Here is a 24605-nt window from a genome sequence, read left to right on the forward strand (position 1 = left end):
TCGGGCTTTGATCGGGTCACGGGGCAAGAAAAAGGGGCGCGACCGGACTGGCCGCACCCCCTGTCTCAGATCAGGTACCGGATTTGATCTTGGTCCAGAGCCGGGTCACCACGCGCTGTACTTTCGGCGGGTAGGGTGTGGTGGTGAACAGGTTGTTCAGCGCCGCCTCAGAGGGGTAGATTGCCGGGTCGCCGATCACATCCTCGACCAGATGCTCTTGCGAGGCTTTGTTGCCGTTGGCGTAGTACACATAGTTCGACGCGGCGGCCATATTCTCGGCGTCCATGATGAAGTTCAGGAACTTATGCGCGCCCTCGGGGTTTGGCGCGTCGACCGGGATGGCCATCTGGTCAAACCACATCTGCGCACCTTCGGAGGGGGCGTTATAGGCGATTTCGACACCGTTGTCGGCTTCAGCCGCGCGGTCACGGGCCTGCAGGATATCCCCCGACCAGCCCACCGCGACGCAGACGTCACCGTTGGCCAAGGCGTTGATGTATTCCGAAGAATGGAACTTCTGGATATAGGGGCGGACCGGCATGAAAACCTCTTCGGCCTTCGCGATCACATCGGGGTCATGGCTGTTGGGGTCTTCGCCGATGTAGTTCAGCGCGGCAGGTATCATCTCTGCCGGGGCGTCAAGGAAATGCACGCCGCAGTCAGCCAGCTTTTCCATATTGGCCGGGTCGAAAACCAGATCCCAAGAGTCGATCGGGGCATCGTCGCCAAGAAGCTCTTTCACCTTGCCGACATTCACGCCGATCCCGGTGGTGCCCCACATATAGTTGATCGAATGGGCGTTCTCGGGATCATATTGTTCGGTCCGCGAGGAAACCACGTCCCACATGTTTTCGAGATTGGGCAGTTTGGAGGTGTCCAGCGGCTGGAATGCACCGGCCACGATCTGACGTTGCAGGAAGGTGCCCGAGGGAACGACCACGTCATAGCCTGACCCACCGGCAAGCATTTTGGTCTCCAGCACCTCGTTGCTGTCGAACACGTCATAGACCAATTCGATGCCGGTCTCTTCTTCGAATTTATCCAGCAGGGATTCGTCGATATAGTCGGACCAGTTGTAAACCCGAACCGTTTCGGCAGTGGCGGCACCTGCCATCAAGGTGGCAACGGCGACGCTGCTTAGTAGCACATGTTTCATTTCATACTCCCGTTAGACAGGTCGGGTTGATCCCCACCTTTCGTCAATTTGATCAAGTTTTGCCTCTTCGGGCAAGATGGTTTATGCTTTCATGCAGGATGAAATGCTGCAAGACACGGCAAAACAAGACGGAAAGACCGCTCCCATGGGTTCAGAAAAAACCGATTCGAGATTGCTTCCCGCCGCCGATGCGGCGGTCAAGACACCGATCCATCAGCATGTCTACGAACGCCTGCGCAAGATGATTCTCTTCGGCGATCTGGCCCCCGGACAGGGGGTCACGATCCAAGGTCTGACGACCGCTTTGGAGGCGGGCATGACGCCGGTGCGCGAGGCCATCCGCCGCCTGATATCCGAAGGGGCGCTGACCCATTTGGGCAACCGCCGGGTCACCGTGCCGGAACTGACCCATGCGGGGCTGGAAGAGCTGGGATTCATGCGGGAAACGCTGGAGCCGGAACTGACGAAACGTGCTGCAAACCGCATGACGGAAGAGCGTTTGAACGCTTTGAAAGATTGCGACAGCGCGCTGAACCTTGCCATCGACCGGGGCGATGTCGGTGGCTATTTGATGCAGAACTACAGCTTTCACCGGATGATTTACGACCTTGCCGAAGCGCCGATCATGGCCGCGACGGTAGACCGTCTTTGGCTGCGTTTCGGCCCCTCGCTTCGGGTGGTTTGCGGGCGCTATGGCACCAGCAATCTGCCCGACAAACACGCCGAGCTTTTGGCGGCCTTTGCCGAGGGAGACGCCGCTTTGGCGGGTGAGGTCATGGCGGGCGATGTTGCCCAAGGAATGACCCAAATTCGCGCAGCCCTCGATGGGCTGCCGGTTCCGCGTTGATTCGATTGACATACTATAATTTGATCATATTCTGCGGCTAAGCTCATTTTTCATGCAAATAGAAGGTGCACAGCCATGCCGCCCATCACGAATCACCTCCCCACCGCAGACCTTCAGGCGCTGGATGCGGCGCATCACATGCATCCTTTCACCACCAATGATGAACTGGGTGACAAGGGCGCGCGCATCATCACAAGGGCCAAGGGCATCTACCTGACCGACAGCGAAGGGAATGAGATTCTCGATGCGATGGCGGGGCTGTGGTGCGTGAACCTTGGCTATGGCCGCGAAGAGATGGGCAAGGTCGCCGCGCGGCAGATGAACGAACTGCCCTATTACAACACGTTCTTCCAGACGACCCATGTGCCCGCCATCGCGTTGGCCAAGGAACTGGCCGATCTGGCCCCCGGTAATCTGAACCACGTCTTTTTCGCCGGTTCGGGGTCAGAGGCGAATGACACCAACCTGCGCATGGTCCGCACCTATTGGGCGCAAAAGGGCAAGCCCGAGAAGAGCCATGTCATCAGCCGCAAGAACGCCTATCACGGCTCTTCGGTCGGTTCGGCCAGTCTGGGCGGCATGACCTATATGCATGAACAAGGTGGCCTGCCGATCCCCGGCATCCATCACATCGGTCAGCCCGATTGGTATGCCGAAGGTGGGGATATGTCGCCCGAAGACTTCGGCCTGAAACGCGCACAGGAGCTGGAAGCGAAGATTAATGAGCTGGGCGCAGACAAGGTCGCCGCCTTCATCGCCGAACCGGTTCAGGGCGCGGGCGGGGTCGTCGTGCCGCCCAGCACCTATTGGCCCGAGATTCAGCGCATTTGCGACAAACACAACATTCTGCTGATCGCCGACGAGGTGATCTGCGGCTTTGGTCGGACAGGCAATTGGTTCGGCTCGCAAACCATGGGCATCAAGCCGCATATCATGACCATCGCCAAGGGGCTGAGCTCGGGCTACGCGCCCATCGGCGGGTCGATTGTCTGTGACGAAGTGGCCGAGGTCATCAACGCCTGCGAGTTCAACCACGGCTACACCTACTCCGGCCATCCGGTCTGCGCCGCCGTGGCACTGGAAAACCTGCGGATCATGCAGGAAGAGAACATCGTCGAGCATGTGCAAAACGTCGCCGCCCCCGCGCTGAAAGAGGCGTTGGACAAGCTGGGTGAGCATCCGCTGGTGGGCGGGGTGAACGTATCGGGCCTGATGGCCTCCCTCCCGCTGACACCGCATAAGGAAAGCCGCGCGAAATTCGCCGATAGCGGCACTGCCGGATACATTTGCCGCGAACATTGCTTTGCCAACAATCTGGTGATGCGCCATGTCGGCGACCGTATGATCATCTCTCCGCCGCTGGTCATCACCCCGGAAGAGATCAAGATCTTCGCCGAACGGGCAACCAAGGCGCTCGATGCGACCTATGCCGATCTGAAAGACAAGGACATGCTTAAAGCCGCGTCCTAAAACATCGGGCTGCCCCCTACCGGGGGCGACCCCTCACTCTTTGCGCAGTCGGGCCAGCAGACGGGGCGAGGCATAGCCGTCCGGCGCGATCCCCTTGGCCTTTTGATAGCTGCGCACGGCATTGACGGTCAGCGGGCCGATCTTGGCGTCGATCTTTTGCGTGTCAAAGCCCGCATCGGTCAGCAGGGTCTGCAGTTCGATCCGCTCATCAAAGCTCAGCGCGCGGTCTTCGCGCGGCCACTCTTGCTGTATCTCCCCCGCCCCGCCGATACGGTCGGCCAGATGGCCCACACCAATGACATAGGCATCCGCCGTGTTATAGCGTTCGATCACCGCGAAATTGGGGAAGATCATAAAGGCGGCCCCCTCTGCGCCCGCAGGCAGCAAGATCGACGCGGGCCCATGATCCGGCACCGCCCCACCTTCGCGCGCGGTGACGCCAAGGTCGGCCCATTCCGCCGCGGTCTTGGTCACCGCGCGGTCGGCTAGCAGATAGTCGAACCCTTCCGGCAAGGCCACTTCGACCCCCCAAGGCTGCCCCTCGGTCCAACCGAAATGCTTGAGATAGGCGGCGGTAGAGGCCAGCGCATCGCTGGGGTTATCCCCCCAGATGTCGCGCCGTCCGTCGCCATCCCAATCGACCGCATGGGCGTGAAAGGACGAGGGCATGAACTGCGTATGCCCCATCGCGCCCGCCCAAGAGCCGCGCAACTGTTCGGCATCGGTATCGCCCGCCTGTAGGATGCGCAGAGCGTCGAGCAATTCGCCTTCGAAAAATTCCGCCCGCCGCGCGTCATAGGCAAGGGTGGCCAGTGAATCCAACACCCGATCCCCGCCCCGGAAGCTGCCATAGGCGCTCTCCAGCCCCCAGATCGCGGTGACGATCTCTTTCTCGACCCCATATTCCGCTTCGATTTCTTCCAGCGTGCGCTGCCATTGCGCGAGCGCCTTCTGCCCGTTCTGCACCCGTAGGTCCGAGGTAGCGGTGTCGAGGTAATCCCAAATCGTTTTGGTGAATTCCGACTGGTTGCGGTCGCGGCGGATCACCTCCGCATCGTAGCTGACCGTATCCAGCGCGCGGTCAAAGACATCCGGGTCGATGCCCTGTTGCAGGGCGCGCGGGCGAAACTCTTTCACCCAAACGCGCAGTCCGGCATCGTCACCACTGATCTCTGCCGCGGGTTCCTGCGGCGCTGGTGTCACGGAGGCCAGCACCGCCTGCGGCGCCCGCGGCGCGGGACGCAGGGATTCAGCCGGGCCAGACGCAAAGGCCGGCGCCCCCATGCCAGCGGTCGCCAGAATGCCTGAAATCATCGCGTAATGCCGGATCATAATCGCCTCACCTCATAGAGTTGCGGCAAATTCTATGCCCGCCCCGCCCCGGTGGAAAGGGAGGGGAGCGGCCATCCGCGAAGCTCCGCCGGTTTGCCGCTTCAGCGACGGGTGCGGGTCACTTTGCGCTTGATCTTGTCCTTCTTGCGCTTGGCCTTCACGGCCTTGCCGCGCGGCTTGCTACGGCCCGCCGGGCTGCGGCGGCCCCCACCCCCGCCCTGTTTGACCTTTTGGTCTTCGATCTCGAGCAGTTCCAGCGCGATGCCCCCGGTCACGGGGACCGCCTCGGCCAGCCGCACGGTGACCCGCTGGCCGAGGCCGATGGTCATGCCGGTGTCCGAGCCCATCAGCGTCTGCGCCTCGGCGTCGTGGTGGAAATACTCCCGCCCGAGCGAGCGCATCGGCACCAGACCGTCGGCGCCGGTCTCGTCAAGCTTCACGAAGGCGCCGAAACGCGCGATGCCACTGATCCGCCCGGTGAACTCATTGCCCACGCGCTCCGACAGGAAAGCCGCGAGGTAACGGTCGGTCGTGTCGCGTTCGGCCACCATCGAGCGGCGCTCGGTGTCGGAGATATGCGCGCCGGTCTGCTCCAGCCCCTCGATCTCTTCGGTCGTCAGCCCGTCCTTGCCCCAGCCATGCGCCGTGATCAGCGCGCGGTGCACGATAAGGTCGGCATAGCGGCGAATGGGCGAGGTGAAATGCGCGTAGGAGCGCAGCGCGAGGCCGAAGTGCCCGATATGCGCCGGCCCGTAATAGGCCTGCGTCATCGAGCGCAGGGTGCTGAGGTTGATCAGCTCCGCGTCATTGGTCCCCGCCGCCTGATCCAGCAGCCGGTTGAGATGCGCGGTTTGCAGCACCTGCCCCTTGGCCAGCGTGAAGCCCGCCGCCTGCGCGGTTTCGCGCAGGGATTCGAGCTTCTCCGGCGAGGGTTCCTCGTGGATGCGGAACAGCAGCGGGGTTTTCTTTTTGATCAGCGTCTCGGCGGCGGCGACATTGGCCAAGACCATGAACTCTTCGATCAGCCGATGCGCGTCGAGCCGGTCGCGGAAATTTACCGACTTTACCTTGCCGTCCGCGCCAAGCTCGATCTTGCGCTCCGGCAGGTCCAGTTCCAGCGGCTGGCGCTCGGCCCGGGCCTGTTTCAGCGCGCCATAGGCGGCGTAAAGCGGCTGAAGCACAGGCTCCCGCAGGGGGCCGGTGCGGTCGTTCGGATTGCCGTCGATGGCGTCCTGCACCTCCTCGTAATGCAGCGAGGCGGGCGAGCGCATGAGACCCCGGTGGAACGTATGACCGATCTTGTTGCCCTTGGCATCCAGCACCATGCGCACGGCGATACAGGCACGCGGTACGCCCTCGTGCAGAGAGCAAAGATCCCCCGAAAGCCGATCCGGCAGCATCGGCACCACGCGGTCGGGGAAATAGGTGGAGTTGCCGCGCTTGCGCGCCTCGCGGTCCAGCGGCGAGCCGGGCGTCACATAGGCGGCGACATCGGCGATGGCGACCCAAAGCACATGGCCGCCCTCGTTCTTCGGGTCGTCGTCGGCATGGGCATAGCAGGCGTCGTCATGGTCGCGCGCATCCGAAGGGTCGATGGTGATGAGCGGCAGGTCGCGCAGGTCTTCGCGGCCCTTCAGCCCCTGCGGCTTGGCGGCGTCGGCCTGCGCGATCACGTCGTCCGGGAAATCGTCGGGTATGCCGTGCTGGTGGATCGCGATGAGCGAGACGGCGCGCGGCTCGGACGGGTCGCCCAGCCGCTCGACGATGCGCGCGCGGGGCGACCCCATGCGCGCCTTGGGCCCGGCCTGCTCGGCCTCGACCAACTCACCGTCTTTCGCGCCATGTGTATGGTCGGCACCGACGCGCCATTCGCGATCTGTGCCCTTGTCGATCGGGACGATCCGCCCGCCTTCGGCAGCCTTGCGGAAGATGCCCAGCACCTTGCGCGGGTTGGAGCCGATGCGGCGAATGAGCCGCGCCTCATAGTGATGATCTTCGCCTTTTACCAGCGTCAGCCGCGCCAGAATGCGGTCGCCTTCGCCAAGCGCCGGGTCGCTGTCGCGCGGGATCAGCAGCACGATGGGTTCTTTCCCCTCGCCATGCCACTCCATCGGCTTGGCAAAAAGATCGCCATCGCTGTCCGGCCCCGTGACCAGCAAGACCGAGACCGGCGGCAGGCGGTCGGGATCCTGATAGCTGCGCTTGCGCTTTTCCAGATGGCCCTCGGCCTCCAGCTCTTTCAGCACGCGCTTCAGGTCGATCCGCGCCGCGCCTTTGATGCCAAAGGCTTTGGCGATGTCGCGCTTGGCGGTCAGCGTGGGGTTCTGTTCGATCCAGTCGAGGATCTCGGATTTGCTGGGTATCTTGCTCATAGCTCAGCAGGTAGCACGCAGCCCCCCTGTCGTCATGGCAAATCGTGAATTTCGTCCACGTCCCGCAGGGTGGAGACTTCGGCGATGCGGTAGCCCGGCAAGGTCGCGCGGCTGCCGGCCAGCGCATGGGGGCCGGACCAGCGCACCCCGTCAAACAGGCTGGGCGGCGCGCGGCGGGGGTGCTTCAGCCCCACGAGCCAATAGCCGCCATCGGGCGCAGGTCCAAACACCGCGTCATGGTTGCCAAGCGCATCGAAGGCCCGTGACAGTTCCCTGCGGGTGATGCCCGGGATATCCGCCCCGATCACGCAGGCCGGCCCCGGCGTGTGGCGCAACATCCGCGCCATCCGATCACCAAGGTTGCCCCCGCCCTGCGGCCAGCGCGGCAGATGCGCGGGCCAGACCCGGCTTTGCACCCCTTCGACATCGGGCGCGACGGCCAGCACCACCTGCCAACGCGGGTCTTCGATCCGACGCAGCAGGCGGCGGGTCTGATGGCGAAACCACCACGCCGCGCCAACCATGCCGATGTCGCGGCTCAGGCGGGTTTTCACCCGGCCGGGGCGCGGCTCTTTCACCATGACGATGAGCGTTGGTTTCACGTGAAATAATTCCGCAGCACGCGCGCGTAGATGGATTTGAGCTGTTCGATATGTTCGACCCGCACATGCTCATCGACTTGGTGCATGGACTGCCCCACCAGACCGAATTCCACCACCGGGCAATGCGCCTTCACGAAACGCGCGTCCGAGGTGCCGCCGGTGGTGGAAAGCTCTGGCTGCACGCCCGTCTCAGCCTCAACCGCGCCCGCGACCAGATCGGACAGCGCGCCCGGCGGGGTGATGAAACTCTCGCCCGAGATGGTGATCTCCACCTCCACTTGCAGACCGAACTCCTCGGCGATTTTGTCCGCCTCGCCCCGCAGCCAGTCGCTGAGGCTCGCGCCCGAATGGTGGTCGTTAAACCGGATGTTGACCGCGCCACGGCATTGCGCCGGGATCACGTTGGTCGCTTTATTGCCGGTGTCTACAGTGACCACGGCCAGCGTCGAAGGGTCGAAGTGATCGCTGCCCTGATCCAACTCATGGCTGGCCAGACGATCCATCAGCCGCACCATTGCGGGCAGCGGGTTGTTGGCGCGGTGCGGATAGGCGGCATGGCCCTGTTTGCCCGTCACCTTGAAATGCGCGTTCATCGAGCCGCGCCGCCCGATCTTGATCATATCGCCCATGGTCTCGGGGCAAGTCGGCTCCCCCACAAGGCAGACATCCATCCGCTCGCCGTTTTCGGCCATGTAGTCCAATAGCGCCGTGGTGCCGTCGAGGGCATCGCCCTCCTCATCCCCGGTGATCGCCAGTACGATGGAGCCGTCAGGCGGTGTGTCCTTCGCGAAATCCACCGCTGCCGCGACGAAAGCCGCCACGCCCGATTTCATATCCGTGGTGCCCCGGCCATACATGATGCCGTCTTTGATCTCGGCCCCGAAGGGGGGCATCGACCAATCGGCCTCATCCCCGATGGGCACGACATCGGTATGGCCGTTGAAGCCGAAAGACTTGGTGTCGCCCTTGTTGCCCCAGCGGGCAAAAAGGTTGCAGATGCCGCCCCGGTCGACGCGCGTACAGTCGAAACCCGCCGCGTCCAACACCTCTTCGAGCACTTCCAACGCCCCGTCGTTCGCAGGGGTGACAGAGGCGCAGCGCACCAGTTTCGCGGTGAGATCAACAGGGTCGAGACCGGACATATCGGCTCCTTTTCAGGGGTTATCGCTTGTCCGGTAACTTGTGTGGGCAAATCGCGCCGATGCCAAGGGGGCGCATTGCAATTCCCCGTGTGGGGCGCGGGTCAGTCGTAAAAGGGGGTCATTTGCGCGACGATAACCGAATTCTCCTCAAGCGCGCGCTGCATCAGGGCGCGCTCCTCGGCGTCGATTTCCTGACCTTCCGCTTCGCGCTCTTCCAGCGTGCCATAGCCGGTCACGTCCAGCGGGTTGGTATCGGCCTGTTTGAGGATTGCCACCGTCTCGCGCACAGCTTCGGCCTCATCAATGCCGGAGGCGAAACACATCAGCGCAGCACCGGTGGCCTTGTCGGGCAGGCCATCACCCTCCTTGCGGCCAATCTGAACCAAAAGGGTAAAGACCTGCTGGCGCGAGGGTTTCTTGGTTTTCTTGGGTTCAGACATGATAAGGGCCGCCGATTGCTTTCGGCAGCCCTAACCTTTTCGCTCAGACTTGGAAAGGGGCCACGCCCCTACCCTTAGGTCTTGCCGCGGACCAACCGTGTGACCCAGATCAGCAGGCAGGCACCGATGACACCCACCACCAACTGACCGAACCAACCGCCGAGCGTGCTGCCGACGATCAGCATCAAGAGCCAGTTCGCGACCAAGGCACCCACGATGCCGAGGATGATGTTCATGATCAGACCCATGTCCGATTTCATGATCTTTTCCGCGATCCAGCCCGCAAGGCCGCCCACGATGATTGCGGCAAACCAACCGATACCCGTCATGTCGTCAATCTCCTTTGAATTCAGGTCTCAACGCCATGACGGGGCATTTGGTTCCGATCAGTCGCGCAGCAACTCATTGATCGAGGTTTTGGAGCGGGTCTTGGCATCCACCCGCTTTACGATCACGGCGCAGTAAAGGTTCACGTTGTTCTTCGACGGCATGGTGCCCGCCACAACGACAGAGCCTGCAGGCACTTCGCCATACATGATCTCACCGGTCTCGCGGTCGACGATCTTGGTCGACTGGCCGATGAAGACGCCCATGCCCAGCACCGAGCCTTCGCGCACGATGCAGCCTTCGACGACTTCCGAGCGCGCGCCGATGAAGCAATTGTCTTCGATGATGGTCGGCCCGGCCTGCATCGGCTCCAGCACGCCGCCGATGCCGACGCCGCCCGACAGGTGCACGTTCTTGCCGATCTGGGCGCAGGAGCCGACGGTGGCCCATGTGTCGACCATGGTACCAGAGTCGACATAGGCGCCGATGTTCACGAAAGACGGCATCAGCACCACGCCCGGCGCGATATAGGCCGAACGGCGCACCACGCAGTTCGGCACGGCGCGGAAACCGGCCTCTTTCCACTCGGCATCGCCCCAACCCTTGAACTTGCTGTCGACCTTGTCCCACCAGCCGGCGCCCTGTGGGCCGCCTTCCTGGTGCTCCATGTCCTTGATGCGGAAGCCCAGCAGCACGGCCTTCTTGGCCCACTGATTGACGTGCCACTGACCGTCGTCCTGCTTTTCCGCCACACGCAGCTTGCCGCTGTCGAGCGCGTTCAGCGTCTCTTCGATGGCGTCGCGCACTTCGCCAGTGGTGGCGGATGTGATCTGATCGCGGGTATCCCAAGCGGCTTCGATGGCGGTTTCAAGTTGGGCGTTGGACATGGGGCAAGTCTCCGAATGATGAAAAGGCCTTTTGAGGGCTATAGCCTTGCACTGCCTAGGGTGCAATTGCCGGGCGATGAGGGGCGTGGTCATTCACCGAACAACAGGGCATCTTGACCTAAGCGGCCATCGCGCCACCTGAGCCAAGCCCCAGACCAAGGAAAGACCCGAGGATGACCGACGAACACCGCCACCCCCTGCGCCGCGCCAATGTAGACCGTGCCAAAGCCCAAGACGCCCCCGACACGCCGCAAACCCGCGCGCCGGCCTATCGTCTGGCCTTTACCGACGATGACTTCATGTGCCGCGACGAGTTGCGCCCGGTGCGTCTGCAACTGGAACTGCTCAAGCCCGAACTGCTGCTGGACGCCCATGGCATCCAATCGACCATCGTGCTCTTTGGCGGGGCGCGCATTCCCGAACCGGCCGAGAAACACACCGCCCGGACCAAGACGCTGGCCGATCTGTCGCGCTTTTACGACGAGACGCGCACCTTTGCCCGGCTGATGACCGAAAAGTCGATGGAAAGCGGCGGCACCGAGAATGTCATCGTCACGGGGGGCGGGCCGGGTGTGATGGAGGCGGGCAACCGCGGCGCGCTGGACGCGGGCGGCCATTCCATCGGGCTCAACATCGTGCTGCCGTTCGAGCAGGCGCCCAACGAATATGTCACGCCCGAGCTTTGCTTCAACTTCCACTATTTCGCGATCCGCAAGATGCATTTCCTAATGCGTGCCCGCGCGATCTGCGTCTTCCCCGGTGGTTTCGGCACTATGGACGAGCTTTTTGAGGCGCTGACGCTGATCCAGACCGGGCGGATGAACCGGGTGCCCTTCTTGCTGTTCGGGCGCGCATTCTGGGAAAAGATTATCAACTGGGACGCGCTGGCCGATGCGGGCACGATCTCGCCCGAAGACCTCGACCTGTTCCGCTTTGTCGAGAGCGCGGATGAGGCGATGGAGGTGATCGACAAATGGGAAACCGCCCCCGCCCGCGAACATGTGCCGGGCCGCGAAGAGGTCGAAGATCACGGTTGAGCCGCCTTTCCCCGCCCCCAGCCCCGTCACCGGGTAAAGGTCTGATCCAAGGCCGCTTCGGCCCCTCGGACGATATCGTGCAGGATATCAGCGGCGGGGCTGACCGCGCCGATCAACCCGGCCACCTCTCCGACAAAGGCGTTGGCGGTGCGCGCATCGCCCGCTGCCACTGCTGCCTGCCAGCGCGGCAACTCCTGCGCCAGTGCGGCGCGCAGCCCGTCGGGGTCGTCATGCCAGCGATCGGTGAAATCGTTGCGCAGAACACGACCCGTGTAGCGTTTGGGCCAATCATAGCCGCGCATGATGTCGGTCACGGTGCTGCGCAGCGTGTCGTCGCCGCTGGCCTTGATCGCGGCCTTTAGCATCGCGGGATGCACCAGCGCCTCTGCCGAGGCCCAGAAGCGCGAGCCAACGACCACGCCGTCGGCCCCCAGCATCAGCGCCGCCGCCAATCCGCGCCCATCCGCCACGCCGCCTGCGGCGCAGAGCAGCACCTCGGGCGCATGGCGGGCGATGTGATCCGCGACTTCGGGCACAAGGGTAAAGGTCGCGCGTTTCTCGCCGTGGCCGCCAGCCTCGGCCCCTTGGGCCACGATGATCTCGGCCCCCAGATCAATCGCATGGGCGGCATCGCGCAGGGTTTGCACCTGACAGATCAACGGCACCTTCGCTGCGCGGATCGCGGGGATGAACTCTGCCGGGTCGCCGAAGGAAAGGAAGATCGCTGCCGGATCATGGTCGAGCGCTTGTTCCAGCGCGTGCGGATGCTCCCGCAACTTCCATGTGATGAAACCGCAGCCGACCGATTGGTTGCCCGCCATATCCATCTGCTCGGCGATCCAATCGCCTGCGTCATAGGCGCCGCCGATCATCCCCAAACCGCCCGCACCCGAAACCGCCGCGGCGAGCCGCCCGCCGGCGGCGAAGGCCATCGGCGCTTGGACAATCGGATGGTCAATCCCCAGCCGTTTGGTCAGCCGCGTGGTCAGCATCGCCTACCGCCCCGCCAGAATAGCATCGGCAGCCTTCTCGGCGATCATCACCGTCGGCGACGCCGTGTTGCCCGAGACGATCTTGGGCATGATCGACGCGTCAACCACACGCAGGCCGCCCAAGCCATGCACCCGCAGATCGCTATCGACCACCGCCATCGGATCGCTGCCCATCTTGCAGGTGCCGACGGGATGGAAAATCGTCGTGGCGATGTCGCGCGCCTTGTCGAGCAGGTCTTCGTCGCTCTGAACGGCGGGGCCGGGCAGAATTTCCTCGGGCGCATAGGGGTGCAGCGCCTTGGCTGTCATGATGTGCCGTGCCTGTTTCATCGCCGTGACCGCCACGCGTTTGTCGTTCTCGGCGGAAAGGTAATTCAGCCGGATATCGGGCTGCACCGCGCTGTCGCGGCTGGTGAGATGGCAAAAGCCGATGCTTTCGGGGCGCAGGTTACAGACCGAGACGGTGATCGCCGGGAAAGGGTGCAGCGGATCACCCAGCTTGTCGGTCGACAGCGGCTGCACGTGATACTCCAGATCCGGCGTTTCCAGCGCGGGGTCGGATTTGGTGAACATGCCGAACTGGCTGGGCGCCATCGCCAAGGGACCGCTGCGGCGCAAGAGGTATTCCAACCCCATCCGGCCCTTGCCCCAGATCGAATGGGTCATCGTGTTGAGCGTTTTGGTGTTCTGCACCTTGTAGACAGTGCGGATTTGCAAATGGTCCTGAAGGTTCTCCCCAACGCCGGGCAGATCATGCAGCGTGTTGATCCCCATGCCGCTCAAAAGGTCACCCCGCCCGATCCCCGAAAGCTCAAGGATCTTGGGCGAATTGATCGCCCCTGCCGACAGCAACACCTCGCCCTCGGCCTCGGCGCGCATCGCGCGGCCCTGATGGGTGAAGCGCACACCGCTGACGCGCTTGCCGTCCAAGACCAGCCCATCGGTATGGGCATGGGTGATCACGCGCAGGTTGGGCCGCTTCATCGCAGGGCGCAGGAAACCGCGCGCCGTGTTCCAACGCACGCCGCCCTTCTGGTTCACCTCGAAAAAGCCCGAACCTTCGTTGTCGCCATCGTTGAAATCGGCCCGCGGCTCGATCCCTAACTCCCGCGCGCCGTCTTGCACGGCCTCCAGAATATCCCACCGCAGGCGCTGCTTGCTGACCTTCCACTCGCCCCCCGCGCGGTGCATCTCGCTGCGCCCGCCATGGTGATCCTCGGATTTCAGGAAATAGGGCAGCACGTCGTCCCAGCTCCACCCGGCATTGCCCAGTTGCCGCCAGTGGTCATAGTCCGCCGCCTGCCCGCGCATGTAAATCATGCCGTTCACCGAAGAGCAGCCGCCCAGCACCTTGCCCCGCGGATAGGCCAGCGAGCGCCCGTTCAACCCCGCCTCGGGCGCAGTTTTCATCATCCAATCCGTGCGCGGGTTGCCGATACAGTAAAGATATCCCACCGGCACCTTCACCCAGTGATAATTGTCATCCCCCCCGGCTTCGAGCAGCAGAACCCGATTGGCCGGATCGGCGCTGAGACGGTTGGCCAAGACACAGCCCGCGGTGCCCGCACCTACAATGATATAATCATAGCGGCCCTCTAGCTGGGTCTCGTCATTCATGCTGCTCTCTCCCGATAATCTGTCCCGCCTCCCCGGCCCGTCATTGGTAGAGCGCGCGGCGACGGGTCACAATCCCTGCCGTAAATCGCCCCCCGCTTCTACGGCTTTTGCCGCAAAGCCACATTCACCGCGCTTTGCATGTGCGGCGAATCCGTTTGTTGATTTTTTCGACCCATGAGTGAATATGGCCGGATTGGACATATTCCTCCCGCGATGCGCGACGTTCATTTCGGGGGAAAGACTTTGCCGCCAATTGGTGGCCAGAAACAAAGGCTTGAACTGGTGCGGCGACCCGAATTCATACTCTTTCTCGGATGTCTCGCCATCACCTTTGGGGTGTTCCTTTACGGCAATCGCAGCAATGATGCCGCCGCCGAACGGGCCTTTGACCGCATCGCCGAGGAAAGCCTGCAAAGCCTTGATGCGCGGATGCATACCTATCTGCAAAGCCTCAATGGCATCGCCGCCTTCATGAACGCCTCGGACGAGGTGACGGCAAATGACTTCGCGCATTACGTCGACACGCTTGAGATCGACAGCTTTCTGCCCGGCATCAACGGCATCGGCTTTGTCGCCCCCGTCGCCCGAGGCACCGAAGAGTCATTCATCGAAAAGGTCACCGCCCTCGGGATCGAGGATTTCCGCATCCACCCCGACACCGGCAATGCCGAGAAGATGGTGATCCAGTACATCTACCCCCAAGGCCCGAATGCCGAGGCTGTGGGCCTTGATATCAGCTTTAACGAAGACCGCCGCCGCGCCGCCCTGCGCGCCCGCGAGACGCGAGAGCCGAAGCTGACGCCGCGCATCCTGCTGGTGCAGGACAAGACGCGCCAGCCCGGCTTCCTGCTGCTGCGCCCGGTCTATGCCGCCGAGAACAGCCCGGCGCAGGAGACCGCCGGTTTCATCGGTTGGGTCTATGCGCCCTTTGTCGGGGCGAACCTGCTGTCGGGGCTGACCCCGGCTCAGGGAGAGTCCTATGACATCCAAGTCTACGATGGGCTGACCACGGCCCCCGAAAGCCGAATCTTCGACAGCACGCCCGAAGGCGTCGCCTCCGGCCACCACAGCATCACCCAGACCATCGAGCGCTTTGGCCGCCCTTGGACCGTTGTCCATATCAGCACCGCCAGCTTCGATCGCGCCACCCATAGCGCGGTGCCGGAAATCCTGCTGATCTCGGGCATCCTGCTGGCGATCCTGTTCTTCGTGGCCTTCCGCAGCCTGCGCCAGCGCAGCGCCGCGCTGAGCGAGCTTGCCGTGCTGCGCGAACGCCAGATCGACGCCCATGAAGAGGAAAACCGCGCCGTTATCGAGAATGCGGTCACGCCCATCTTCTTGCTCGACAGCGATGACCGGGTGCTCTTTGCCAACCAAGCGGCGCTGGTCTGCTTTGGCTATGGGCATGAGGCGCTCAAGGGGATGGAGTTCGGCGACCTCGTCACCGATCTGGTTGAGGATCACGACCACGAACAGGTCAACGCGGCGGGCAAGACCTGCTTTGGCCAAGACCTCAAGCTTGATCTGCAACGCAACAATTGGACCACCCACACGGGCGACCGGCGGGTGACCGCAATCGTGCGTGACCTGACCTCGGAACTGGCGGTGCAGGATGAGCTTGCGCGGAACAAGGCACTTTATGACCTCGCCCTCGAAGGCGCGCAGATCGGGGTTTTCGACATCGACCTGCGCACCGGCAAATCCGAGGTGTCCGACACATGGCGGCGCATTCTGGGGATGGCGGATTTCGAGCGGCTGCCCGACCCGCAGGGGGAATTCCTCAAACGCGTTCACCCCGATGACCTTCCCCTGCTGACCCAGACCGATCAGGCCTGTATCTCGGGGCAGCAACAACGTTCCGTCACCGAATACCGGCTGAAAATCGGCACCGGCGAATGGCGCTGGATGCGCTCCGACGCGGTGGTGACCGAACGCGATGAAAACGGCACCGCCCTGCGGATGGTCGGCACCCAGACCGATGTGACCGACATCGTCCACGCCCGCAACGCGCTTGAAACCAGCGAGCGGCGGTTTCGCCAAGTGCTGGCCGCGGCCCCGGTGGGCATGGCGATCTTGGGCGAAGGCGGCGTGTTCAACAGCGTCAACAGCGCGCTTTGCACCCTCTGCGGCTATAGCGAAGAAGAGCTTTTGTCGAACACCAAACTGGGCGATCTCATGCCCGAGGGCGATCTGAAAAAGCTCTACGGTGAGGTGCGCGGGCTGGTCGATTCCCGCAGTTCGCAGAACTATCAGGCCGAATACCGCATCACCCACAAGCTGGGCTATGAACGCTGGGGCCTGTTCAACGTCTCATGGACCTTTGACAAGAACACGCGCGGCTATGTCTTTATCGTGCAGATCAACGACATCACCGACCAAAAGAAGCTGGAGCAGATCAAGAGCGAATTCGTCTCGACCGTCAGCCATGAGCTGCGCACGCCGCTGACCTCGATCAAGGGCGCTTTGGGGCTGATCGACACTTCGGACGACAGCCGCTTCCTCCCCGCGCATATCCGCCTGATCGACATTGCGCGCAGCAATGCCGACCGGCTGTCGCATATCGTGAACGACATTCTCGACCTTGAAAAGATTTCATCCGGCGAGGTGCAGTTCGACTTCCACGATGTCGATCTGAACAAGGTGATCGCCGACTCGGTCAACGAAATGTCGCCCTTTGCGATCACCCATAACAACACCTTGGGCCTGCAACTGCCCGACAAGCCGCTGACGGTTCGGGTGGATGAAAGCCGCACCCGGCAGGTGCTGGCCAATCTGATCTCGAACGCCTGTAAATACTCCGATGCCGAGAGCGAGGTGCAAATCCGCGCCGAGCGGCTGGGGGACCGGGCCATCGTCTTTATCCAGAATACCGGCCCCGGCGTGCCGGAAAACTTCCGGCCGCGCATCTTTCAGGCTTTCTCGCAGGCCGACGGCTCTGACACCCGCGCCAAGGGCGGCACCGGGCTGGGGCTGAACATCACGCGGCAGATCATCAAGCGCCAAGGCGGCACCATCGGCTTCGAAAGCATCCCCAACGGCGTCACCGTCTTTTGGTTCACCTGCCCCATCGCCGAGGCGCAGACCGCGCAAACGCCCGCCAGCCCCGACGCGGAAGCAGAGGAGCGGGACACCAAGCTGCGCGTGCTGCATATCGAAGACGACATCGACTTTGCCGAGGTGATCCGCACCGGGTTGGACAGCGTGGCAGAGGTGACCAATGTCACCAACCTCGCCCAAGCCCGACAGTTGATCGGCCAAGACGAACTCGACGTCGTGATCCTTGATTGGTCCCTGCCCGACGGCGACGCACGCTCTTTGCTGGAAGACATCATTCGCCTGCATCCTGCTGCCAAGATCATCAGCCTTTCCGCGGACAACAACCGCGAACCCGACCCCCGCGTGGAGATCAACCTTGTCAAATCACGGAGCGGGATCAGCTCGGTGGTCAACTCAATCACAGGAACAACTGCGCGCGCTTCCTGACCGGCGCATCATAAACCGTGGCATTTTGGCGAAGTGACGCTAAAGTGCGACATGCCATATTATTGCCAATATGCTCTGGCATTTTGATTAAATTACAACGCACAAGTCATGCTATAGTTTGAAGCATGTCCGCTTCGGGGCGAGGAATTCCAAGTGTCGTCAAAGCCATTTACCAAGCGTACCGCCGCCACATTTCTTCTGGGCACTGCCATTTCCGGCAGCTGGTACACCGCAACATCCGCACTTTTCGCGGGCCAAATGGGGGAGGTTATCCCCGTCGTCGGTGCGATCATTCTGGCGGGGCTTACGCCCTTTGCCGCGACCGCATTGCAACCGAACTCACAGACTCCTGCCGATAATTCAGATATCGAACAAAGGCTTAGAGTATTCGACAGCCATGCCATTGTGAACATCGTGGATACGGGCGGGATGCTGGAACAGGTCAACGACCGTTTCATCGAACTGACGGGCTACACCCGCGACCAATTGATCGGCCAGCCTGTGTCGATGCTTTACCAAGAAGAGTTCCGCGAACTCGCCGCAGAGATCCGGGCCGCCTTGATGGCAGGCAAGACGTGGCAGGGCGAAACCCCGCTGCGCTGCGCCGATGGCCGGGTGATCCAGACGCAGTGCACCGTGATGCCACTTTTCGACAGAAAGGGCGCTTGGACCGGGTCGATCTCGGCCCGTACCGATGTGACCCACGCCAAGGAACTTCTGGCCGAACGCGACACGGCGGAAACGCTCTATGAGTTGCGCGACGATATCTGGATCGTCGACGCCGAGACAGAGCGGTTCAGCTACATGAACCGCGTCGCGATGGGCCACACGGGTTGGAGCAAGGACAGCTATCGTAGCAAAACGCTCGAAACCCTGACCGAGGAAAGCGACAACCCGGCCCTGATCGACGCCTGCCGCGCGCTGAAAAAGTCGGGCAAAGCAATGACGCAGTTCGACACGCAACTGTTCGGCAACCATTTCCAAGTTACGATCAAGCTGCTGCCCACCGGCGGCTCGGCGGGGCGGTTCTTGATCATGCTGCATGATATTTCGGATATCATCGACGAAGAGCGGATGAAGTCGGAGTTCATCTCGATGGTCAGTCACGAGCTACGCTCGCCTCTGACCTCGATCAAGGGCTCCATGGGGCTGCTCTTGTCGCGGGCGGCGGGCGAATTGCCCAGCAAGGCGCGTGCCTTGCTTGAGATTTCTCACCGCAACGCCGACCGGCTTGTGCTGATCATCAACGACATCCTCGATCTTGAGAAAATCTCGAACGGGCGGCTGGAATTTAATCTTGAGGAAGTCGACATCGCGGAACTCCTGCACGAGACCAGCGCCGCCAATGCCTCACTGGAACAGCGCCATGGTGTGCGCATTCAGGTCGAAGGGACGGAGGACTTGAACAAGGTCACCACGGACCCGAACCGGGTCATTCAGGTGCTGACGAACTTCCTGTCGAACGCCGCCAAATTCTCCAAACCCGGGGAGCGCGTGACCATTCGCGCCGAAGAGAATGACGACGAATTGCGCGTCTCCGTGGCGGACCGTGGCCCCGGCATTCCGGCTTCGGAGCAGCACAAGGTGTTCCAGCGGTTTGCCGATCTGTCCAATTCCAACCGGGCCGACAAAGGCGGCACCGGGCTGGGCCTTAGCGTTTGCAAAGCCATCGTCGAGAATCTCGGCGGCAAAATAGGTTTTGACAGCCGCGAGGGATTTGGTACGACATTTTACTTTACCCTGCCGAAGAAAAATTCTCAGGTAGCGGCAGAGGAACCGGCTGCGTTGCTGCGCGAAGCCTCCTAGAGAGAGTATGGAATGATCAAACTGCTGCACGTCGAGGATGACGCCGATATTCGTGAAATCGCGCTGATGGCGCTTGAGCTGAGCGGCGATTTCGACGTCGTCCAATGCGAGACCGGGGAAGCGGCGCTGAATCAAGTTCAGTCCTACACGCCCGACGTGATCCTGCTCGATATGATGATGCCCGGCATGACCGGTCGCCAGACGCTTGAGAAAATGCGCGAGATGGAAAGCCTGCGCGACGTGCCCGCGATCTTCATGACCGCCCGCGCCCAGCACAATGAGATCGAAGAGCTGCGCGATCTGGGGGCGGCTGACGTGATCAGCAAACCCTTCGATCCGATCTCGCTGGCGGATCAGGTCAAGGCGGCAATGCAGGCAGGCTGAGCCAACTTGCCTTTGGCCTGCCCTGCCGGTCGGGTTTGCGATAAATTGTCAGTAAGTTTTGGATCGACCCACCGGTCGCCGCGCCCTTAGGCGTGGGTGTCGATTTCCTGCCGGCAATGGGCGACGAACCCATCCAGTTCCGAGATGATCTCGATCGGGCAATCCGCGTGGTTGGCGCACGGCCCGGCCAGATGCTCGACAATCTGCGTTTCGCATTTGCGCGCCAGACGGCCCAACTCTTCAAAGCCGAGCGACCCGGCGCTGCCTGCGATCTGGTGTAAAATGGCCTGTGCGCTGGCCAGATTGCTTTTGATTTCGTCTACGGTGGTCCCGTCCCAGGCGGCCAACCCATGGGTTGCGATCAGCGTCTGACGCTCGTCCAGCATTTCGACAAAGCGCTGCCTGATGCGCTCTATGCCGGGAAGTTCCGCTAACATTTTAGTCATGCCTGTTGATCATTCTGCCAAAAGTCATTGAGCGATCTGGTATGCGCCTCACTGGCGGCTTCTGCACTCGCATGGGCCTGTGCCAGCGCATCCATGACGGAATTGCCGCTCTTCCAGATCAGCCGCACGGCCTCTCCCGCGCTGACACGCGGGTGAACACGCTCGCCATTATTGTCGAACAATTCGGTTTGAGACAACTCAAAGTTAACCGCATCCATCAAACCGCCCATATTCGGACGCCAGCCGCTCTCGGTGACACAAACGAAGGTGCCATTGCCCGCGTAAGACATCAGCACCTGATGATCGACGAGCGTGTCGGCCAAGATCTCGGCCACATCGGAGACAAGACTATAGAACTCGAAAGAGGTCATCGTCGCGTGGAAAGCGTCGACCTCGCGGATGGTGAAGGCAAAGGCGGTGGAGCCGAAAAGCGCGCTGCGCGACAGTTGGGCGACGTAGTTCTCCATCGCGGTATAGTCGATCACATTGTCCACGTCATAGATCGGGACCGGCTCGAACAGCTCCATATGCGTCGCCTGATCGGCGATGGACTTGGCGGCGAAGATCTTTTTGGTCCGCTGCTGACGCTCTTTCACCATGCCTTCGACCAGCCCGATGCGGGCTTTGAGTTCGGCAATCTCGAAAGGCTTGGTCACATAGTCGGTTGCCCCGGCGGCAAAGGCCGCGTCGATATAGCGCTTGTCGGACATCGCGGTGAGCATCAGGATCGGCGTATCGGCATGGCGCGCCGAATTGCGGATGTGCTGCGCCAGTTCGATCCCATCCATGCCCGGCATCTGAATATCGAGCATGAAGCAATCGATCGGCCCAAGGTTGGGATCGCCCAACATGTCAACCGCATGCAGAGCCGATGGGGCGGTCGTCAGTTCATGCGCGCCGATGATCTCTACAAATTGCCCAAGCAATTCGAGGATAATCGGATCGTCATCTACCGCCAGAATTCTCATTACATCTCTCCACAGATCAAAATCTTTGGGCCCCAAATTGGACGGACCGCTGCTTTCTTCCAATTTCTCTGGGAACTGTGGCCTAATTTTGGCGAATTCTTAGTAAATAGGCGACAAACCGGGGCACTGTTTCCTTATCGGGGCGATTTAGCCCGACAAACGGCCCTCTTTACGGTTTCTTCATTTCTGATCGGTCAGAGCGAGACCTCTCGCGGGGTGTGATTCCCTCCAATTCAAACGGCCCGACGTTTCCGCCGGGCCGGTCCAGTGTCTCCTAGCTTTAAGCCTTAGCCCAAGGTCGCCTTGATCGCGTCGGCGGTGACCCCCACGACTTTATCCGCTTCCTCGCGGGTCAGGCAGAAGGGCGGCGCGAAACCGATGATGTCGCCTTGGGGCATGGCGCGGGCGATGACACCGGCCTTGACCATATCGCCGACGATGGTCGGCACCACTTTGCGTGCGGGATCGAAGGGCGTGCGGCCATCGCGGTCTGCGACCAGTTCCACGGCGCAGAGCATCCCTTCGCCGCGGATGTCGCCCACCTTTGGGTGGTCGCCCAAGGCCGCCTTCATCTGCGCATTCAGATAGCCGCCCACGTCCGAGGCATTCTCGATCAGCTTCAGATCGTCGATCAGCTTGAGGTTCGCGATCCCCGCGGCCGCGCCGATGGGGTGGGCCGAATAGGTCCAGCCGTGGCCGATGGGGCCGTTCTCATCCGTGCCCTGCTCCAACACCTTCCACATCTTGTCGCCCACGATGGAGCCCGACAGCGGCGCATAGGCCGAGGTCAGCCCTTTGGCAATGGTGATCAGATCAGGCTTCATCCCGTAGTGGTCCGAGCCGAACATCGAGCCCAGACGGCCAAAGCCGGTGACAACCTCATCCGCGACCAGCAGGATGTCATGCTTATTCAACACCTCTTGCACGGCAGCCCAATAGCCCTCGGGCGGCGGCACGATGCCCCCGGTGCCCAGAACCGGCTCCCCGATGAAGGCGGCGATGGTGTCGGCCCCTTCGCGTTCGATCAGCGCTTCCAACTCGCCCACCAGATGGGCGGTGAACTCCGCTTCGCTCATCTTGGCATCGGGGCGGCGGTAGTAATAGGGTGCGTCGGTGTGGACCACCTGCGCCAGCGGCAGGTCGAATTTCTTGTGGAACAGCTCCAACCCGGTGAGCGAGCCGGTGACGAGGCCCGAGCCGTGATAGCCACGCCAGCGCGAAATGATCTTCTTCTTCTCGGGGCGGCCAAGGATGTTGTTGTAATACCAGATCAGCTTGACGTTGGTCTCATTCGCGTCCGAGCCGCCGAGGCCGAAATAGACCTTGCTCATGCCTTCGGGCGCGCGGTCGAGGATCATCTTGGACAGGGTGATGCTCGCCTCGGTGCCATGGCCGACGTAAGAGTGGTAATAGGCCAGTTCATGCGCCTGTTCGGCAATCGCCTCGGCGATCTCGGTGCGGCCATAGCCCACGTTCACACAGTAGAGGCCCGCGAAAGCGTCGAGCAATTCATTGCCGTCGCGGTCAGTGATATGGCTGCCCTTGGCGGTCTTGATCACACGGGTCGGGCTTTCGCCGCGCGCGTGCTGCGCCAGATGGGTGGAGGGGTGAAAAAAATTCTCACGGTCCCATTGTTCGAGCATATCGTTCTTCAGCATTGGTCTTTCCTTTCTTCCGGCGCGGCTTTGCGCCGTATCCTTTAAATCTTAGGCCCAGTCACGGCAGACGTATTTGACTTCCGTAAAGGCTTCGAGCCCCAGCCGCGATCCTTCGCGCCCAATCCCCGATTGTTTCGTGCCGCCAAAGGGGATCGGCGCGCCGGTCACCTTGGTGCGGTTCACCGCCACCATGCCGAAACAGAGCGCCCGGCTGGCGCGGTAGATGCGGCGCGGGTCTTGGCTGTGGACATAGGCCACCAACCCATACTCCGTGTCATTGGCCCGATGAATCGCCTCATCCTCGCTGTCGAAGGCCGCGATGGCGGCCACGGGGCCAAAGGTTTCCTCGCGCATGATCAGCGCATCCGCTGGCACATCCGCCAGCACCGTTGGCTCAAAGAACAACGGCCCTGCCGCGTGACGCTTGCCACCACAAAGCAGCCGCGCCCCACGGTCAAGCGCATCTTTGACGTGTTCTTCTTGTTTGGCCACGGCCTTTTCGTTCATCAACGGCCCGATGTCGGGATCATCCGCACCGATACCCACGGTCAGCGCCTGCGTTGCTGCGGTGAACCGCGCGCAGAAGGTGGCATAGCTGTCGCGGGCAATGAAAAAGCGGTTCGCGCCGAGGCAGTCCTGACCGGAGGTGGCGAACTTGGCCTTGATCGCCTCTTCGACGGCGCGGTCCATATCGGCATCGTCGAACATGATGAAGGGCGCATGGCCGCCCAGTTCGAGCACCAGACGTTTCACCGAATCCGATGCCTGACGGTAAAGCAGCTTGCCGATCTCGGTAGAGCCGGTGAAAGAGATGGCCCGCACCCGATTGTCTTCCATCCACGGCTTCACGATCTCGGGCGCCTCCCCGGTGACGACGTTGAACACCCCCTTGGGCAGCCCCGCCTGTTCGCCCAATTCGGCCAGCGCCAGCGCCGAAAACGGCGTCTCTGCCGAAGGATGCGCCACCACGGTGCAGCCCGCCGCCAGCGCCGCCCCCGCCTTGCGGGTCAGCATGGCAGAGGGGAAGTTCCACGGCGTGATGAGCGCGGCCACGCCCACCGGCTCGCGCCAGATTTCCACCTCGGCGTCGGGCAGATGCGAGGTGACGCCCTCGATGTTGGGGCGGCGGGCCTCTTCGGAATAGAACTCGAAGAAGGAGGCGGCATAGTCGATCTCACCACGCGACTCGGAGATGGGTTTGCCCTGTTCGGCGGTCATGATCCGCGCCAGATCCTCGCGGTTCTCCAGCATCAGGTCGCGCCAGCGGCGCAGGATCGCGCCACGCTCTTGCGGCAACAGGCCCGACCAATGGGGGAAGGCGGCATGTGCGGCATCCACCGCGCCGCGGCTATCTTCGGCGCTAAGCTTGGCCACCGCGCCCAGTACCGCGCCGCTGGCCGGGTCGGTCACGTTGAAATCATCGCTCCGCGCCCCCGCGACCCATGCGCCATCGACATAGGCAAAGTGGCGGGCCAGTGCGCCCCGCGACAGCGCAGGCAGACCATCGGCAGGGGTTGGGATCATCTTGGTCATCGGGCACCTCCTTGGGATGAATTGCCCCGAAGGTAAGACAGGATGCGGCGCGGGTTTGACCGAATATCAGCCGATCCGCAGGAGGTTTTGCGGCGCGGCCCCCGGC

General features: G+C 62.1%; 21 protein-coding genes. 6 read left to right on the plus strand and 15 right to left on the minus strand.

Going from position 1 to position 24605, the window contains the following annotated elements; translation table 11 throughout:
* Nucleotides 1–70: 70 nt before the first annotated feature.
* Entirely contained in the window at nucleotides 71–1156 is a 1086-nt protein-coding gene (locus tag ACGYK7_RS00435; RefSeq protein ID WP_394397981.1) for a polyamine ABC transporter substrate-binding protein, read from the minus strand.
* A 145-nt stretch (nucleotides 1157–1301) separates the two neighbouring features.
* Between ACGYK7_RS00435 and ACGYK7_RS00440 the strand changes: the two genes are divergently transcribed.
* Both ACGYK7_RS00440 and ACGYK7_RS00445 read left to right on the plus strand, forming a co-directional pair.
* Entirely contained in the window at nucleotides 1302–2003 is a 702-nt protein-coding gene (locus ACGYK7_RS00440) for a GntR family transcriptional regulator (RefSeq protein WP_394397983.1), read from the plus strand.
* 75 nt (nucleotides 2004–2078) lie between these two features.
* A complete protein-coding gene (locus ACGYK7_RS00445) occupies nucleotides 2079–3473 on the plus strand; it encodes an aspartate aminotransferase family protein (protein WP_394397985.1) in 1395 nt (464 codons plus the stop codon).
* A 33-nt stretch (nucleotides 3474–3506) separates the two neighbouring features.
* Here the strand turns inward: ACGYK7_RS00445 and ACGYK7_RS00450 are convergent, their stop codons facing one another.
* The 7 genes from ACGYK7_RS00450 to dapD all read right to left on the minus strand — a co-directional run bounded on the left by ACGYK7_RS00450 (nucleotide 3507) and on the right by dapD (nucleotide 10575).
* On the minus strand, nucleotides 3507–4805 hold the full coding sequence (locus ACGYK7_RS00450) for a lytic murein transglycosylase (RefSeq protein WP_394397987.1): 1299 nt from the start codon (nucleotides 4803–4805) through the stop codon (nucleotides 3507–3509).
* A 101-nt stretch (nucleotides 4806–4906) separates the two neighbouring features.
* Nucleotides 4907–7177 (minus strand): ribonuclease R, encoded by a 2271-nt coding sequence (gene rnr / locus ACGYK7_RS00455; protein WP_394397989.1) that lies wholly within the window; start codon nucleotides 7175–7177, stop codon nucleotides 4907–4909.
* A 32-nt stretch (nucleotides 7178–7209) separates the two neighbouring features.
* Nucleotides 7210–7779: a TIGR04282 family arsenosugar biosynthesis glycosyltransferase gene (locus tag ACGYK7_RS00460; protein ID WP_394397991.1), complete on the minus strand. Its 570-nt coding sequence runs from the start codon at nucleotides 7777–7779 to the stop codon at nucleotides 7210–7212.
* Nucleotides 7776–8921: a succinyl-diaminopimelate desuccinylase gene (gene dapE, locus ACGYK7_RS00465; protein ID WP_394397993.1), complete on the minus strand. Its 1146-nt coding sequence runs from the start codon at nucleotides 8919–8921 to the stop codon at nucleotides 7776–7778. The genes ACGYK7_RS00460 and dapE overlap by 4 nt, the downstream gene beginning before the upstream one ends.
* Before the next feature lie 101 nt (nucleotides 8922–9022).
* The gene (locus ACGYK7_RS00470; RefSeq protein WP_394397995.1) at nucleotides 9023–9361 is read right to left on the minus strand and encodes a hypothetical protein; all 339 of its coding nucleotides are present in this window, start codon (nucleotides 9359–9361) and stop codon (nucleotides 9023–9025) included.
* Between the two features lie 74 nt (nucleotides 9362–9435).
* On the minus strand, nucleotides 9436–9690 hold the full coding sequence (locus ACGYK7_RS00475) for a GlsB/YeaQ/YmgE family stress response membrane protein (protein ID WP_394397997.1): 255 nt from the start codon (nucleotides 9688–9690) through the stop codon (nucleotides 9436–9438).
* Between the two features lie 57 nt (nucleotides 9691–9747).
* Nucleotides 9748–10575 carry a 2,3,4,5-tetrahydropyridine-2,6-dicarboxylate N-succinyltransferase gene (gene dapD / locus ACGYK7_RS00480; RefSeq protein WP_067261075.1) on the minus strand — a complete coding sequence of 276 codons (828 nt, stop codon included), beginning with the start codon at nucleotides 10573–10575 and terminating at the stop codon, nucleotides 9748–9750.
* A gap of 173 nt (nucleotides 10576–10748) precedes the next feature.
* On the opposite strand from dapD, the gene ACGYK7_RS00485 reads away from it, so the two are divergent.
* On the plus strand, nucleotides 10749–11612 hold the full coding sequence (locus ACGYK7_RS00485; RefSeq protein WP_394397999.1) for a TIGR00730 family Rossman fold protein: 864 nt from the start codon (nucleotides 10749–10751) through the stop codon (nucleotides 11610–11612).
* 26 nt (nucleotides 11613–11638) lie between these two features.
* On the opposite strand, the gene ACGYK7_RS00490 is transcribed toward ACGYK7_RS00485, so the two are convergent.
* The 3 genes from ACGYK7_RS00490 to ACGYK7_RS00500 form a co-directional block, all read right to left on the minus strand.
* Nucleotides 11639–12604: an NAD(P)H-dependent flavin oxidoreductase gene (locus tag ACGYK7_RS00490; RefSeq protein WP_394398001.1), complete on the minus strand. Its 966-nt coding sequence runs from the start codon at nucleotides 12602–12604 to the stop codon at nucleotides 11639–11641.
* Nucleotides 12605–12607: 3 nt separating this feature from the next.
* Entirely contained in the window at nucleotides 12608–14221 is a 1614-nt protein-coding gene (locus ACGYK7_RS00495; protein ID WP_394398003.1) for a GMC family oxidoreductase, read from the minus strand.
* A gap of 66 nt (nucleotides 14222–14287) precedes the next feature.
* The gene (locus tag ACGYK7_RS00500; RefSeq protein ID WP_394398005.1) at nucleotides 14288–14656 is read right to left on the minus strand and encodes a hypothetical protein; all 369 of its coding nucleotides are present in this window, start codon (nucleotides 14654–14656) and stop codon (nucleotides 14288–14290) included.
* On the opposite strand from ACGYK7_RS00500, the gene ACGYK7_RS00505 reads away from it, so the two are divergent.
* The 3 genes from ACGYK7_RS00505 to ACGYK7_RS00515 all read left to right on the plus strand — a co-directional run bounded on the left by ACGYK7_RS00505 (nucleotide 14651) and on the right by ACGYK7_RS00515 (nucleotide 19894).
* The gene (locus ACGYK7_RS00505) at nucleotides 14651–17704 is read left to right on the plus strand and encodes a CHASE domain-containing protein (protein ID WP_394398007.1); all 3054 of its coding nucleotides are present in this window, start codon (nucleotides 14651–14653) and stop codon (nucleotides 17702–17704) included. The two genes, ACGYK7_RS00500 and ACGYK7_RS00505, sit on opposite strands and share 6 nt — an antisense overlap.
* A 153-nt stretch (nucleotides 17705–17857) precedes the next feature.
* Nucleotides 17858–19510 carry an ATP-binding protein gene (locus ACGYK7_RS00510; protein WP_394398009.1) on the plus strand — a complete coding sequence of 551 codons (1653 nt, stop codon included), beginning with the start codon at nucleotides 17858–17860 and terminating at the stop codon, nucleotides 19508–19510.
* A gap of 12 nt (nucleotides 19511–19522) precedes the next feature.
* Nucleotides 19523–19894: a response regulator gene (locus ACGYK7_RS00515; RefSeq protein WP_067261066.1), complete on the plus strand. Its 372-nt coding sequence runs from the start codon at nucleotides 19523–19525 to the stop codon at nucleotides 19892–19894.
* Nucleotides 19895–19980: 86 nt separating this feature from the next.
* Here the strand turns inward: ACGYK7_RS00515 and ACGYK7_RS00520 are convergent, their stop codons facing one another.
* From ACGYK7_RS00520 to ACGYK7_RS00535, 4 genes are all read right to left on the minus strand, one after another.
* Nucleotides 19981–20340: an Hpt domain-containing protein gene (locus tag ACGYK7_RS00520; protein ID WP_394398011.1), complete on the minus strand. Its 360-nt coding sequence runs from the start codon at nucleotides 20338–20340 to the stop codon at nucleotides 19981–19983.
* Entirely contained in the window at nucleotides 20337–21308 is a 972-nt protein-coding gene (locus ACGYK7_RS00525; protein WP_394398013.1) for a PleD family two-component system response regulator, read from the minus strand. The genes ACGYK7_RS00520 and ACGYK7_RS00525 overlap by 4 nt, the downstream gene beginning before the upstream one ends.
* A gap of 287 nt (nucleotides 21309–21595) precedes the next feature.
* Nucleotides 21596–22966: an aspartate aminotransferase family protein gene (locus ACGYK7_RS00530; RefSeq protein WP_394398015.1), complete on the minus strand. Its 1371-nt coding sequence runs from the start codon at nucleotides 22964–22966 to the stop codon at nucleotides 21596–21598.
* Between the two features lie 48 nt (nucleotides 22967–23014).
* On the minus strand, nucleotides 23015–24499 hold the full coding sequence (locus tag ACGYK7_RS00535) for an NAD-dependent succinate-semialdehyde dehydrogenase (RefSeq protein WP_394398017.1): 1485 nt from the start codon (nucleotides 24497–24499) through the stop codon (nucleotides 23015–23017).
* Nucleotides 24500–24605: the final 106 nt, after the last annotated feature.

It is taken from the genome of Sulfitobacter sp. 1A15299, from assembly GCF_043556915.1.
Classification (GTDB): Bacteria; Pseudomonadota; Alphaproteobacteria; order Rhodobacterales; family Rhodobacteraceae; genus Sulfitobacter.

Excerpts from the sequence above, each read along its gene's own strand:
- ACGYK7_RS00515 (WP_067261066.1), top strand. The coding sequence starts at position 19,523 with ATGATCAAACTGCTGCACGTCGAGGATGACGCCGATATTCGTGAAATC.
- dapD (WP_067261075.1), bottom strand. The coding sequence starts at position 10,575 with ATGTCCAACGCCCAACTTGAAACCGCCATCGAAGCCGCTTGGGATACC.
- ACGYK7_RS00520 (WP_394398011.1), bottom strand. The coding sequence starts at position 20,340 with ATGACTAAAATGTTAGCGGAACTTCCCGGCATAGAGCGCATCAGGCAG.
- ACGYK7_RS00450 (WP_394397987.1), bottom strand. The coding sequence starts at position 4,805 with ATGATCCGGCATTACGCGATGATTTCAGGCATTCTGGCGACCGCTGGC.
- dapE (WP_394397993.1), bottom strand. The coding sequence starts at position 8,921 with ATGTCCGGTCTCGACCCTGTTGATCTCACCGCGAAACTGGTGCGCTGC.
- ACGYK7_RS00530 (WP_394398015.1), bottom strand. The coding sequence starts at position 22,966 with ATGCTGAAGAACGATATGCTCGAACAATGGGACCGTGAGAATTTTTTT.
- ACGYK7_RS00475 (WP_394397997.1), bottom strand. The coding sequence starts at position 9,690 with ATGACGGGTATCGGTTGGTTTGCCGCAATCATCGTGGGCGGCCTTGCG.
- ACGYK7_RS00485 (WP_394397999.1), top strand. The coding sequence starts at position 10,749 with ATGACCGACGAACACCGCCACCCCCTGCGCCGCGCCAATGTAGACCGT.
- ACGYK7_RS00500 (WP_394398005.1), bottom strand. The coding sequence starts at position 14,656 with ATGCATCCGCGCATCAAGGCTTTGCAGGCTTTCCTCGGCGATGCGGTC.
- ACGYK7_RS00505 (WP_394398007.1), top strand. The coding sequence starts at position 14,651 with ATGCATACCTATCTGCAAAGCCTCAATGGCATCGCCGCCTTCATGAAC.
- rnr (WP_394397989.1), bottom strand. The coding sequence starts at position 7,177 with ATGAGCAAGATACCCAGCAAATCCGAGATCCTCGACTGGATCGAACAG.
- ACGYK7_RS00535 (WP_394398017.1), bottom strand. The coding sequence starts at position 24,499 with ATGACCAAGATGATCCCAACCCCTGCCGATGGTCTGCCTGCGCTGTCG.
- ACGYK7_RS00445 (WP_394397985.1), top strand. The coding sequence starts at position 2,079 with ATGCCGCCCATCACGAATCACCTCCCCACCGCAGACCTTCAGGCGCTG.
- ACGYK7_RS00435 (WP_394397981.1), bottom strand. The coding sequence starts at position 1,156 with ATGAAACATGTGCTACTAAGCAGCGTCGCCGTTGCCACCTTGATGGCA.
- ACGYK7_RS00440 (WP_394397983.1), top strand. The coding sequence starts at position 1,302 with ATGGGTTCAGAAAAAACCGATTCGAGATTGCTTCCCGCCGCCGATGCG.
- ACGYK7_RS00495 (WP_394398003.1), bottom strand. The coding sequence starts at position 14,221 with ATGAATGACGAGACCCAGCTAGAGGGCCGCTATGATTATATCATTGTA.
- ACGYK7_RS00525 (WP_394398013.1), bottom strand. The coding sequence starts at position 21,308 with ATGAGAATTCTGGCGGTAGATGACGATCCGATTATCCTCGAATTGCTT.
- ACGYK7_RS00470 (WP_394397995.1), bottom strand. The coding sequence starts at position 9,361 with ATGTCTGAACCCAAGAAAACCAAGAAACCCTCGCGCCAGCAGGTCTTT.
- ACGYK7_RS00490 (WP_394398001.1), bottom strand. The coding sequence starts at position 12,604 with ATGCTGACCACGCGGCTGACCAAACGGCTGGGGATTGACCATCCGATT.